The organism is Streptomyces sp. NPDC059853, assembly GCF_042731495.1.
Lineage (GTDB): Bacteria > Actinomycetota > Actinomycetes > Streptomycetales > Streptomycetaceae > Streptomyces.
Genome location: NZ_JBHWJL010000152.1, coordinates 1 through 11688, shown reverse-complemented (window position 1 = coordinate 11688; position 11688 = coordinate 1). Strand labels below are relative to the sequence as shown.

Annotated in this window: 14 protein-coding genes; 8 read left to right on the top strand and 6 right to left on the bottom strand. The window is 73.9% G+C overall.

Annotated features, from left to right (window positions below):
* Positions 1 to 410: hypothetical protein (locus ACFV5N_RS17060; RefSeq protein ID WP_385600050.1), on the bottom strand; the 410-nt coding region annotated here is incomplete at its 3' end.
* A 375-nt stretch (positions 411 to 785) separates the two neighbouring features.
* Between ACFV5N_RS17060 and ACFV5N_RS17055 the strand changes: the two genes are divergently transcribed.
* From ACFV5N_RS17055 to ACFV5N_RS17025, 7 genes are all read left to right on the top strand, one after another.
* Positions 786 to 1145 carry a DUF5955 family protein gene (locus tag ACFV5N_RS17055; RefSeq protein WP_385600048.1) on the top strand — a complete coding sequence of 120 codons (360 nt, stop codon included), beginning with the start codon at positions 786 to 788 and terminating at the stop codon, positions 1143 to 1145.
* A gap of 40 nt (positions 1146 to 1185) precedes the next feature.
* The gene (locus ACFV5N_RS17050) at positions 1186 to 1458 is read left to right on the top strand and encodes a hypothetical protein (RefSeq protein WP_385600045.1); all 273 of its coding nucleotides are present in this window, start codon (positions 1186 to 1188) and stop codon (positions 1456 to 1458) included.
* Positions 1455 to 1829, top strand: a complete 375-nt coding sequence (locus tag ACFV5N_RS17045) for a helix-turn-helix domain-containing protein (protein ID WP_385600042.1) — start codon at positions 1455 to 1457, stop codon at positions 1827 to 1829. Before ACFV5N_RS17050 ends, ACFV5N_RS17045 begins: the two co-directional genes overlap by 4 nt.
* A gap of 76 nt (positions 1830 to 1905) precedes the next feature.
* Positions 1906 to 2790 carry a 2-oxo-4-hydroxy-4-carboxy-5-ureidoimidazoline decarboxylase gene (gene uraD, locus ACFV5N_RS17040; RefSeq protein ID WP_385600039.1) on the top strand — a complete coding sequence of 295 codons (885 nt, stop codon included), beginning with the start codon at positions 1906 to 1908 and terminating at the stop codon, positions 2788 to 2790.
* A 7-nt stretch (positions 2791 to 2797) separates the two neighbouring features.
* The gene (gene pucL / locus ACFV5N_RS17035; protein ID WP_385600036.1) at positions 2798 to 3700 is read left to right on the top strand and encodes a factor-independent urate hydroxylase; all 903 of its coding nucleotides are present in this window, start codon (positions 2798 to 2800) and stop codon (positions 3698 to 3700) included.
* A gap of 15 nt (positions 3701 to 3715) precedes the next feature.
* Positions 3716 to 5083, top strand: coding sequence for an 8-oxoguanine deaminase (locus tag ACFV5N_RS17030; RefSeq protein ID WP_385600033.1), 1368 nt, complete (start codon positions 3716 to 3718; stop codon positions 5081 to 5083).
* A 44-nt stretch (positions 5084 to 5127) separates the two neighbouring features.
* Complete coding sequence (locus ACFV5N_RS17025; RefSeq protein ID WP_385600030.1) at positions 5128 to 6402, top strand: sulfite oxidase; 1275 nt, start codon at positions 5128 to 5130, stop codon at positions 6400 to 6402.
* Positions 6403 to 6836: 434 nt separating this feature from the next.
* Here the strand turns inward: ACFV5N_RS17025 and aceB are convergent, their stop codons facing one another.
* The 5 genes from aceB to ACFV5N_RS17000 form a co-directional block, all read right to left on the bottom strand.
* Positions 6837 to 8417 (bottom strand): malate synthase A, encoded by a 1581-nt coding sequence (aceB, locus tag ACFV5N_RS17020; protein WP_385600027.1) that lies wholly within the window; start codon positions 8415 to 8417, stop codon positions 6837 to 6839.
* Positions 8418 to 8488: 71 nt separating this feature from the next.
* A complete protein-coding gene (locus ACFV5N_RS17015; RefSeq protein ID WP_385600024.1) occupies positions 8489 to 9085 on the bottom strand; it encodes an NTP transferase domain-containing protein in 597 nt (198 codons plus the stop codon).
* Positions 9082 to 9417 carry a Uma2 family endonuclease gene (locus ACFV5N_RS17010; RefSeq protein ID WP_385600021.1) on the bottom strand — a complete coding sequence of 112 codons (336 nt, stop codon included), beginning with the start codon at positions 9415 to 9417 and terminating at the stop codon, positions 9082 to 9084. The genes ACFV5N_RS17015 and ACFV5N_RS17010 overlap by 4 nt, the downstream gene beginning before the upstream one ends.
* A 36-nt stretch (positions 9418 to 9453) precedes the next feature.
* Entirely contained in the window at positions 9454 to 9663 is a 210-nt protein-coding gene (locus ACFV5N_RS17005; protein WP_385600018.1) for a hypothetical protein, read from the bottom strand.
* A gap of 126 nt (positions 9664 to 9789) precedes the next feature.
* Complete coding sequence (locus ACFV5N_RS17000; protein ID WP_385600015.1) at positions 9790 to 10566, bottom strand: IclR family transcriptional regulator; 777 nt, start codon at positions 10564 to 10566, stop codon at positions 9790 to 9792.
* 115 nt (positions 10567 to 10681) lie between these two features.
* Here ACFV5N_RS17000 and allB point away from each other — a divergent pair.
* The coding region (allB, locus tag ACFV5N_RS16995; RefSeq protein WP_385600012.1) for an allantoinase AllB at positions 10682 to 11688 on the top strand (1007 nt) is incomplete at its 3' end.

Sequence of the window (11688 nt, the reverse complement as noted above, 5' to 3'; positions counted from 1 at the left end):
AGTCCGTGCATCCACAGCGTCTCGATCTCCCGGGACCCGGTCGGCTCGGTGGTGGTGTCCACCAGGGCCACCACCTGCGGGCCGCGCAGATCCACCCCCGATTCCGGCCGGGGGACGGCGGTGCGCACCTCGCGGAAGCCCAGCCACCGCAGGAACTGGGCCGCGCACGCCACCGCGTCGTACCCGGTCCTGATGGTCAGTGGGGTGAACGGCGCCCGTTCGCGCTCCCCGTCCCGGGCCGCCCCGGACTCCGGCCGCCCGGCGGACAGCCGCACCGTCACCCCGCAGGGGCAGTCGAACTCCGGCTGGGGCCACTGCCCGGCCCGGCCGCAGGAGGGGCAGTCCAGTTCGGCCCAGGAGGCCGCCCACGACCGGTGCCGTACCGGGGCGGGGTCACGGTCCCACCGCACCGGGACGGACACCGCTGCCCCGCAGGAGCATGGGTACTCCGGGGGAACATAGGTGTGTTCGCGGCGGCACGCCGGACAGCGTACGGGCCTGCTCTGCTTCATCGGACGCTCCCGGGCCTGCGCTGGGCCATCTCAGTGTTCCTTATGGTCCCTTGATCACGCAGGAGTATGCTCACCCGTGGTGGCGGTACGTCATCCGGAGTGCGTCAATGGGGTCACGGCTGTTCACGCGAATGTGACCGGGACTTTCGCCCTCCGTATGGCGCACTGTGCGGACAGTGATATTTACTGTCGTTGTTCGTGGCGGCCGGGCGCCAAGCATGCGCCGGGCGGACGCGGGCGCGTCGGGTGGTGTGGACGGCAGGGGAGGGCCCAGTGGTGGCAGGCGAGGCCGAGGTCGCGCGCGTCAGCGCGAGCGCGGTGGCCGACGAAGGAGATCCCCGGCTCGCGGCCCTGCGGACGGCGGTGGAACGGCTGCGCGCGGACCTGAGCGGTTATCAGGCCTGGCTGGCCGACCGGCAGGTGGCCGAGCGCGAGCTGACGGTGCTGGCCGAGCAGCTGGCCGGCGGGGTCCCCGAGGCCACGCTGCTGAGCGAGGTGCTGCTGCGGATCGCGGCGGCCGTCGGTTCGGTCAGCGCGCTGGCCCCGGCGCTGGGCCAGCTGCGCGAGGCCGTCGAGTTGTTCGGGGTGCCGCGGCACCGGGTGCTGCCGTCCGTGCGGCACGGCGCTTCCTGACCACCGGCCCGTGGCCGCCGCGCCGGGTTAGGTTGGCGGGGTGCGACTGAGACTTGAGTTCACCACCGAACCCTTCGATCTGGACGAGCCGCCCGCGCATGCCCTGATGGCCCGTGAGGTCACCCTGGGCGCGGCGCTCGACACCGTGGACGTCGGCCCCTTCGGCAATACCGTCGAAGGCGGCGCCGACGAGGTGCTGACCCTGGTGAACGAGCTGGTCAGCAAGTCCCTGGCGGTCGGCGCCACCCGGATCTCGCTCCAGCTGAACGTCGTCGAGGGCAGCGGCACGCGGGGCCCGGAGGCCGCCGCGTGAGCGCGCCGGGTGACGGCGCCGAGTCCTTCATAGCCGCCGTCACCCCGCTGGTCGACGCCATCGGCGGCGAACTGCTCGCCCCGGAGCGGGCCGGACCCGACGATGTGGTGCTGTCCTGGCAGGGCACCGCGGCGGTCGCCGTCCGGCTGCCCCATCTCTCCGCTTCGCTGGACCGCATCCTGGCCGAGTTGCGCCGCCGGCACGGCATGCCGCTGGCCGATCTGGACCGCTCCACGAAGCAGCAGGTGGTGCGGACCCTGGAGGCGCGGGGCGCGTTCGCGATGCGGCACGGGGTGGAGACGGTGGCGAGCGCCCTGGGCGTGAGCCGCTTCACGGTATACAACTACCTCAACCGTGAGCAGCGCGGCTGACCGGGCGTACGTCCCCCACCGGCGTGAAAATCAACAAACTGTTGACGTCACTCGGAGTGCCCGGTTAGCTGGCCCCATGCCCGCTGACCCGCCGTCCGCGTCTCCCGCCCGCCTCAGCTGGTTCAACTCCGCGGCGCCCGGCGACCTGCTCGCCGCGCTCCGCCCGATCTGCGCCGCGCCCGCCTGGAGCGGGGCATTGATGTCGGGGCGCCCTTACCCCTCCCCGGCCGCGCTGCTGGCCGCCTCCGACGCCGCCACCGCCGCCCTCGACGCCACCGGCCTCGACCAGGCGCTCGCCGCGCACCCCCCGATCGGCCGTCCCGCCCCGGGCGACGCCACCTCCGCCCGCGAGCAGCGCGGCATGGCCGGTGCCCCGCCCGCGCTCGCCGCCGAGATGCGCGAGCTGAACGACGCCTACCGGGAACGGTTCGGCCACGTCTTCCTCATCTGCGCCACCGGACTCACCGCCGGCCGGCTGCGCGACGCGCTCCGCGCCCGGCTCGGCAACAGCCCCGACACCGAACGCGCGACCGTCCGCACCGAGCTGGCCGCCATCCACCGGCTGCGGCTCACCCGGCTGCTCGCCGACCCCGCCGACTCAACCGATACCACCGACGCCGCCGACCCCGCCCCGCCCCCGGCGGCCGCCACCACCGTCTCCACCCACATCCTGGACACCGCCGCCGGCCGCCCCGCCCCCGGCATCGCGGTGGACCTGTCGGTCCCCGGCCCGGCCCCCGGCACCTGGACCGCGCACGCCGCCGCCGTCACCGACGCGGACGGCCGCTGCACCGGCCTGCCACCGCTGCCCGCGCACGCCACCACCGCCCGGCTGCGCTTCGCCGTCACCGGCCCGTTCTTCCCCGAGATCAGCACCACCTTCGCCGTCACCCCCGGCGAGCACCACCATGTCCCGCTGCTGCTCAGCCCGTTCGGCTACTCCGTCTACCGAGGGAGCTGACCCCGCGATGCCCACACTCGGCCAGAACCAGTACGGCAAGGCGGAGACCCGCGTCGTCCGCGTCACCCGCGACGGCGCCACCCACCACCTGGAGGACCTCAAGGTCTCCGTCGCCCTCTCCGGCGACATGGACGAGGTGCACTACTCCGGCTCCAACGCCGCCGTCCTGACCACCGACGCCACCAAGAACACCGTCTTCGCCTTCGCCAAGGAACACGGCATCGGATCACCCGAACGCTTCGGCATCCTGCTCGCCCGGCACTTCACCGAGTCGCAGCCCACCCTCACCCGGGCCAGGATCCGCCTGGAGAGCTACGCCTGGGAACGCGTGCCCACCCCCGGCGACGGCGAGCACTCCTTCCTGCGCGACGGACGCGGCATCCGCACCGCCCAGGTGACCCACGACGCCGAGGACGGCTGGGACGTGCTCTCCGGCCTGACCGGGGTCACCGTCCTGAACACCACGGGATCGGAGTTCCACGGCTTCCTCCGCGACCGCTACACCACCCTCGCCGAGACCCGCGACCGCGTCCTGGCCACCGACGTCACCGCCCTGTGGCGGCACCGCTGGGACGGCCCGGCCGAGGACCGCGACTGGAACGCCTCGCACGCCGCCGCCCGCCGCCACCTGCTCGACGCCTTCGCCGGGACGTACTCGTACTCGCTCCAGCAGACCCTGTACGGCATGGGCGCACGCGTCATAGACCACCGCCCCGAGATCGACGAGATCCGGCTCTCCCTGCCCAACAAGCACCACTTCCTGGCCGACCTCACCCCCTTCGGCATGGAGAACGACACCGAGGACAGCGCCGTCTACTTCGCCGCCGACCGGCCCTACGGCCTCATCGAGGCGACCGTGCTGCGCGAGGGCACCACCGCCCGCATCCCCATCGACGCCACCAACCTCTGAGGGGGCACCCGCCGTATGACCACCGTCATCGAGCACTGCGCGATCGCCACCGTCGACGCGGTGGACACCGAGTACAGCGACGGCCATCTGGTGATCACCGGCGACCGAATCGCGGCGGTCGGCCCCGGCCCCGCCCCCCGCGACCTGCCCGACGACGGCACCCCGCCGCGCCGCATCGACGCCTCCGGCGCGCTCGCCACCCCCGGGCTGATCAACACCCACCACCACTTCTACCAGTGGCTCACCCGCGGCCTGGCCCAGAACGCCCACCTCTTCGACTGGCTCGTCGCGCTCTACCCCACCTGGTCCCGCATCGACGAACGCATGGTGCACGCCGCCGCCCGCGCCTCCCTCGCCATGATGGCCAGGGGCGGCGTCACCGCCGCCGCGGACCACCACTACATCTTCCCCCGCGGCACCGGCGACCTGCTCGGCGCCGAGATCGAGGCCGCCCGCGAGATCGGCGTACGGTTCACCGCCGCCCGCGGCTCCATGGACCTCGGCACCTCCGACGGCGGCCTGCCCCCGGACTTCGCCGTGGAGAGCATCGACGACGCCCTCGCCGCCACCGAGGCCGCCATCGACACCCACCACGACCCCGGCTTCTCCTCCATGCTGCGGATCGCGGTCGCGCCCTGCTCACCGTTCTCCGTGAGCACCGACCTCATGCGGCGCTCCGCCGAGCTCGCCCGCGCCAAGGGCGTCCGGCTGCACACCCACGGCTCGGAGACCGTCGAGGAGGAGAAGTTCTGCCACGAGCGGTTCGGCATGGGCCCCACCGACTACTTCGCCGAGACCGGCTGGCTCGGCGAGGACGTCTGGATGGCGCACTGCGTCCACATGTCCGACGACGACGTGGCGGCCTTCGCCCGCACCGGCACCGGCGTCGCCCACTGCCCCTCCTCCAACGCCCGCCTCGCCGCCGGTATCGCCCGTGTGCCCGATCTGCTGGCCGCCGGTGTCCCCGTCGGCCTCGGCGTCGACGGCACCGCCTCCAACGAATCCGGCGAACTCCACACCGAACTGCGCAACAGCCTGCTCGTGGCCCGTCTCGGCCCGCACCGCGAAGCGGCGCTCACCGCCCGCCAGGCGCTGCGGCTGGGCACCCACGGCGGGGCCCGGGTGCTCGGCCGCGGCGCCGAGACCGGCTCCCTGGAGCCCGGCAAGCTGGCCGACGTGGTGCTGTGGCAGCTGGACGGGCTCGGCCACTCCACCATCGCCGACCCGGTCGCCGCCCTGGTGCTGGGCCCGCCCGCCCCCGTCACCCTCTCGCTCGTCGGCGGGCGGCCGGTCGTGGAGAGCGGCCGGCTGCTCACCGCCGACGAACGCGACATCGCCCGCACCGCCCGCGCCGAGGCCCGCCGGCTGGCGGAAAGTTCATAGTGCGTCCATGGTCCCGGCCCGGCTCCGCCGCCAGGATCGTGACCATGACGAGCGACGAGCGGACGTACGACCGCCGCCGGCTGCGGCAGTGGCTGGCCGGTACGGCACGGGCAGAGGGCATCGAACGGCGGGACCTGCTGCGGCTGCTGGCCGCGGCCGGGGTCGCGGCGGCGACGGCGGGCACGCCGGCCGGGACCGCCCCGGCGGCGGCCGCGGCCCGGGCGGGCACGGCCACCGCCACGGGCATCGTGAAGCCGCTGCCCGCCGACCGGTTCACCGTCCACGGCACCAACGCCGAAACCCGCTGGGAGGCGCTGCGCGGCACCGGCTACCACACCCCCAACGAGCTGTTCTTCGTCCGCAACCACACCGTCACCCCCGCCCTGGACGCCGCCGGCTGGCGGCTGCGGGTCTGGGGCGACGGACTGCGCCACGCGCGTCCCACCGAGTTCACCCTGGCCGACCTGCGCGCCCTGCCCGCCACCGAACGCTCCGCCTTCGTGGAGTGCGCGGGCAACGGCCGCAGCTTCTTCCAGCGCCAGCAGGGCGAGCCCGTCTCCGGCACCGCCTGGTCGCTCGGCGCCATCGGCACGGCCCGCTGGCGCGGCGTACGGTTGGCCGAGGTGCTGCGCCGGGCCGGGCTGACCCGGCACGCGGTGGACGTCATGCCGCGCGGCCTGGACGACCCGTTCCTCTCCGGCGGCGTCGACCTCGGCCGGGTGCGCCGTCCGCTGCCGATCGCCAAGGCGCTGGACGACGTCCTGCTGGTGTACGAGATGAACGGCGCGCCGCTGCCGCCCGACCACGGTCACCCGGTGCGGCTGCTGGTGCCCTCCTGGATCGGCATCGCCTCGATCAAGTGGCTCGGCGACATCGAGGTGTCCACCACCCCGCTCTACTCGCCGTGGAACACCGACCTCTACCGGCTGTTCGGCCCCGGCCACCCGGCGGAGGGCAGCGCCCCGCTGACCCGGCAGACCCTCAAGAGCGCCTTCGAACTCCCGTGGGAGGCACCGCTGGCCCTCGGCCGCCCGCAGCTGCTCACCGGCCGCTCCTGGTCGGGCGGGCGCGGGGTGCGCACGGTCCGGGTGAGCGTGAACGGCGGCGCCGACTGGCACCCGGCGACGCTGCACGACCCGCCGCGCGCGGGCGGCTGGACGCGCTGGTCGCTGCGGTGGACCCCGCGCACCGCCGGGCCCACCGAGCTGCTGGCCCGGGCCACCGACCTGGACGGCACCACCCAGCCGGACCGCACCCCGCACAACAGCCAGGGCTACCTCTTCGACGCGGTGGTCCGGCACCCGGTGACGGTGGGCTGAGCGCGCGTCAGCGGGCCCGCGCCCACAGCCGGTAGTCGTCGGGGGCCCGGGAGCTCCACCCGGATCATCGTCTCGTCGTGGGCGGGTGATGTAGCGCAGGAGCCCGACGACGAGATCGGTGGACGCCTCGGCGACCGGGGCCCGGGTCGAGGCGTCCATCGCGCCGTGGATGGCCGAGCCGGCCGGGGCACCGTCGATCAGGCCGACGAGACGCTCCTCCAGGTGTGGTCGGATGCGCCGTCATTCCGTGCGCGTTGAAGACGGTGTGGGAGCCGACCGCCGCCGTCCCGGCCGCCCCGTGGCGATCGAGGCGGCGGTGACGGTCAGCAGGGCGGTCAGGGCGAGTGCGAGCACGCCGCTCGGCGGGAGCCGGAGAGCAAGAGTCACGTGCATGGCTCGTTGTGCCCGGCCGGCACCCGCCGCACCGGGCGTGCTCAGTCCAGCAGTTCGTAGGCGGGCAGCGTCAGGAAGTCGATGTACGTCTCGTCCAGCGCGATCCGCAGCAGCAGGTCGAAGGCGCGCTGCCAGCCGTCCGCCGCGAAGGCGTCCTCGCCCACCTCGTCCCGGATGGCGAGGAGTTCGTCGGCGGCGATGCGCCGGACCCAGTCCCGGGTGACCTTCTGCCCGTCCGCCAGCTCCACCCCCGCGTGGATCCACTGCCACAGCTGGGAGCGGGAGATCTCGGCGGTGGCCACGTCCTCCATCAGATGGAAGACGGCGACCGCGCCCCGGCCGGCCAGCCAGGACTGGAGGTAACGGGTCCCCACCTGCACCGCGTTGCGGACCCCGGCCTCGGTGGGCCGGGCGGTCAGCGAACCGACGTCCAGCAACTCGGCGGCCGTCACCCGCACGTCCTCGCGCAGCCGGTCCTTCTGGTGCGGGCGCTCGCCCAGCACCGCGTCGAAGGACTCCCGGGCCACCGGCACCAGGCCCGGGTGGGCCACCCACGAGCCGTCGAAGCCGTCGGCCGCCTCCCGGTCCTTGTCGCTCCTGACCTTCTCGAAGGCCAGGGCGTTGGCGTCGGCGTCCTTGGCCGGGATGAACGCCGCCATGCCGCCGATCGCGTGCGCGCCGCGCTTGTGGCAGGTCCGCACCAGCAGTTCGGTGTAGGCCCGCATGAACGGGGCCGTCATGGTCACCGCGTTGCGGTCCGGCAGCACGAACGCCGGTCCTGCGTCCCGGAAGTTCTTGATGAGCGAGAAGAGGTAGTCCCAGCGCCCGGCGTTCAGCCCCGAGGCGTGGGCGCGCAGTTCGTAGAGGATCTCCTCCATCTCGAAGGCGGCGGTGATCGTCTCGATCAGCACGGTGGCCCGGACCGACCCGTGGTCGATGCCGATGTACTCCTCGGCGAACGTGAACACGTCGTCCCACAGCCGCGCCTCGCGATGCGACTCCAGCTTGGGCAGGTAGAAGTAGGGCCCCTTGCCGAGTTCCAGCAGGAGCGCGGCGTTGTGGAAGAAGTACAGCCCGAAGTCGACCAGCGCGCCGGGCACCGGGCGGCCGTCCAGCACGAGGTGCCGCTCGTCCAGATGCCAGCCCCGGGGCCGGGCGACCACGGTGGCCAGCTCCTCCTCGGGCTTCAGCGCGTAGCGCTTGCCGCGCTCGTCGGTGAAGTCGATGCGACGGCGGTGGGCGTCGGCGAGGCTGAGCTGACCGCCGATCACATTGGCCCAGGTGGGGGAGGAGGCGTCCTCGAAGTCGGCGAGCCACACCCGCGCCCCGGAGTTGAGGGCGTTGACCGTCATCTTGCGGTCGGTGGGCCCGGTGATCTCCACCCGCCGGTCGAGGAGCGCCTCGGGGGCCGGGGCGACCTGCCAATCGCCCTCCCGGATGTGGGCGGTCTCCGGAAGGAAGTCGAGGGTGCCGGTCCGGGCGATCTCGGCCCGCCGTTCGGCACGCGCGGCGAGCAGTTCGTCCCGCCGGGGGGTGAACCGCCGGTGCAGCTCGGCCAGGAAGGCCAGCGCCTCGTCGGTCAGCACCTCCTCCTGGCGGTCGACAACAGCCGTGACGGCCATGGCACTCACTCCTTCGCGGGGCGACGCGGAACCAGCTGGAAAATGGATACTAGTTTTCTCATCGCGGAACCTCAATGAGGTGTTCCGAACGCCGCGAGGTCCCCGGGGGTGTCCAGATCGGCGGGATCGGCGATGTCCCCGCACTCCACCAGCCCCACACCGGCCGCCCGCTCCCGCAGATAGTCCCGCGCGCCCCGGTCGCCGCGCGCGGCGACCCGCACCCCGGCGAAATGGCCGGCCCCGATGAGCACCGGATGCCCGCGCCGCCCGCCGTACCCGGCGGTGGCCAGCGCATCCGGGGACCGGTACGCCCCCCGCACCCGCGCGACGGCCGCGGCCCCCACCCCCGGCTGATCCACCAGCAGCACCAGCGCGGCCGCCCCGCCGGCCGCGGCCACCGCGTCCAGACCGGTGCGCAGCGAGGACCCCATGCCGGACTCCCACGCCGGGTTGTCGACGGGTGTGGCACCGCCGAGCACGTCCAGCCGCCGCACCTCCGCCGCCCGCGCCCCCAGCACCACGACGACATGCCCGCAGCCGCCGTCCCGCAGCGCCCGCACCCCCCGCTCCACCAGCGTCCGCCCCCCGACCCGCAGCAGCGCCTTCCCGCCCCCACCCATCCGCCGCCCCCCGCCGGCGGCGAGCAGCAGGCCGACGACGTCGTTCACTGCCGGTAGGGGGGCAGTTCGCGGCTGTCCAGGTGCCAGCGGCCGACCGAGACCTTGTCGCCGAACGTGTAGTCGTGCCGGGCCCGGTTGGCGAAGTCCGACGGGGACACCACCTCGCCGACCAGTTCCAGCAGCGACGCCTCCCAGCTGCCCGGGGTGTCCATGGCGCTCTCGGGCAGTACCACCACGTCCGGCCGGCGCAGGATCCCCAGCCCCGGGTGTTCCACATCGCCCCCGGTGTGGGCCACGAGATCGCCGTCGAGTTGCTGATTCAGCTGGCGTGCGACGCGCATCGCGATCAGCTCGCGGGTGCCCGAGGGGGACATCATCATGATGATGGAACCGTCCGAGATCTCAACTTTGGCTGCTTAGGGAATCTCACCGAGCCGGACCGCGATCTCCCGGATCCGCTCATACTCCATGACGTGCTCCTCGATGCGGGGCTTCCAGTGTGCAGCCCGGGGCGTCGAGGATTCCAACGGCGCGACCGTCATGTCCGGACCCCCGCCCGGGTCGCGGTGGCCGGTGCGGCGATGTCCACCGCCCGTGCAGGGGGACGACGGTGCCGGATCGCTCATGTGCTGCTCCTCCCTCGGTGGCGCGGTCGCGGGCAGGCGACCCTTGCGAACGCTCGGGCGTCCGCCGGGAGGTGCATCGATACTGCGTGTTCTTGTCAGCCGATCAGGTCATCGCGCCCAGCGGGTTCACGGGCCGGCCAGCGCCGCCGACAGATCGCCGGCCACCGCGCGGAGGATGGGGGCGAAGCGTTCCGTCGCGCGCTCCGTCACCCGGCCCGCCGGGCCGGAGATCGAGATCGCCGTCGCCGTGGGGGAGTCCGGGACCCGCACCGCGATGCAGCGCACCCCTATCTCCTGCTCGTTGTCGTCCACCGCGTACCCCCGCTCCCGCACCGTCCGCAGCGCCCGTACGAACGCGTCCGGCGTGGTGATCGTCCGCTCCGTCGAGGCCGGCATGCCGGTGCGCGCCAGCAGCGCCCGCACCTGCTCCTCCGGCAGGTCGGCCAGCAGTGCCTTGCCGACCCCCGTGGTGTGCGGCAGCACCCGGCGGCCCACCTCGGTGAACATCCGCATCGAGTGCCGCGAGGGCACCTGCGCCACGTACACGACCTCGTCGCCGTCCAGCAGCGCCATGTTCGCCGTCTCGCCGGTCTCCTCCACCAGCCGCGCCAGCTGCGGACGCGCCCAGGTGGCCAGCGGGCGGGAGGCGGCCTCGCCCAGCCGGATCAGCCGCGGCCCCAGCGCGTACCGGCGGTTGGCCTGCTGCCGTACGTATCCGCAGCTCACCAGCGTCCGCATCAGCCGGTGGATGGTCGGCAGCGGCAGCCCGCTCGCGGCGGCCAGCTCGCTCAGGCCGATCTCGCCCCCCGCGTCCGCCATGTGCTCCAGAAGACTGAAAGCCCGTTCGAGGGACTGGACGCCGCCACCGCCGGTGGAGGGCTTGCGCACATCGGACGGCCGCACGTCGGGTTCCTTTCCCAGCCGATAGCCGCAGCCTACCCGTCCTTGACGAGCCGCCCGGGCCACCCGAGGATCGGTTCAACAAAGCGTTGAAGCAGCCACGGCGAAGGGGTGCCCCTTGTCCGCTGTATCCGATGTGCCCGGTGCGCCGCCCGGGCCGGCCGCACCCGAGGTGGTGCTGCGCTCCACCCGCGTCGTCCTGCCCGACGGCGTACGGCCGGCCGCCGTCGAGATCGCCGGCGGCCGGATCCGCGCCGTGCGGGAGCACTCCGCCCCGCCCGTACCCGGCCAGGTGCTGCGCGACTACGGCGACGCCGCCCTGCTGCCCGGCCTGGTCGACACCCACGTCCATGTGAACGACCCCGGTCGCAGCGAGTGGGAGGGCTTCTCCACCGCCACCGCCGCGGCGGCGGCCGGCGGCATCACCACGCTCGTCGACATGCCCCTCAACAGCCTGCCGCCCACCACCGACCCCGCGGCCCTCACCGTCAAACGCGCCACCGCCCGCGAACAGGCGCACGTGGACGTCGGGTTCTGGGGCGGCGCGGTGCCCGGCAACCTCGGCCGGCTGGGCCCGCTGCACGCGGCCGGTGTGTTCGGGTTCAAATGCTTTCTCTCGCCCTCCGGCGTCGAGGAGTTCCCGCACCTGGACCCGGCGGCGCTGGAGCAAGCCGTCCGCGCGTGCGCCGCGCTGGACGCGCTGCTCATCGTGCACGCCGAGGACCCGCACCACCTCGCCGCCGCCCCCGCTCCCGACGGCAGCCGCCGGTACGCCGACTTCCTGGCCTCGCGGCCGCCCGCCGCCGAACACGCGGCGGTGGAACGGCTGCTGGACCTCGCCGAGCGGTACCGCGCCCGCGTCCACGTCCTCCATCTGTCCGCGGCCACCGCCCTGCCCGCGCTCGCCGCCGCCCGCGCCGCCGGGGTGCGGGTGACCGCCGAGACCTGCCCGCACTTCCTCGCCCTCACCGCCGAGGAGATCCCCGACGGCGCCACCGAGTTCAAGTGCTGCCCGCCCATCCGGGACGCGGCCAACCGCGAGGCGCTGTGGGCGGGGCTGGCCGCCGGCACCATCGACGCCGTCGTCTCCGACCACTCACCGGCCACCGCCGACCTCAAGGTGCC

Coding starts and splice junctions, on each gene's coding strand:
- uraD (WP_385600039.1), top strand. CDS start 1,906: ATGCCCGCTGACCCGCCGTCCGCGTCTCCCGCCCGCCTCAGCTGGTTC.
- pucL (WP_385600036.1), top strand. CDS start 2,798: ATGCCCACACTCGGCCAGAACCAGTACGGCAAGGCGGAGACCCGCGTC.
- ACFV5N_RS17030 (WP_385600033.1), top strand. CDS start 3,716: ATGACCACCGTCATCGAGCACTGCGCGATCGCCACCGTCGACGCGGTG.
- ACFV5N_RS17025 (WP_385600030.1), top strand. CDS start 5,128: ATGACGAGCGACGAGCGGACGTACGACCGCCGCCGGCTGCGGCAGTGG.
- aceB (WP_385600027.1), bottom strand. CDS start 8,417: ATGGCCGTCACGGCTGTTGTCGACCGCCAGGAGGAGGTGCTGACCGAC.
- ACFV5N_RS17010 (WP_385600021.1), bottom strand. CDS start 9,417: ATGATGATGTCCCCCTCGGGCACCCGCGAGCTGATCGCGATGCGCGTC.
- ACFV5N_RS17005 (WP_385600018.1), bottom strand. CDS start 9,663: ATGAGCGATCCGGCACCGTCGTCCCCCTGCACGGGCGGTGGACATCGC.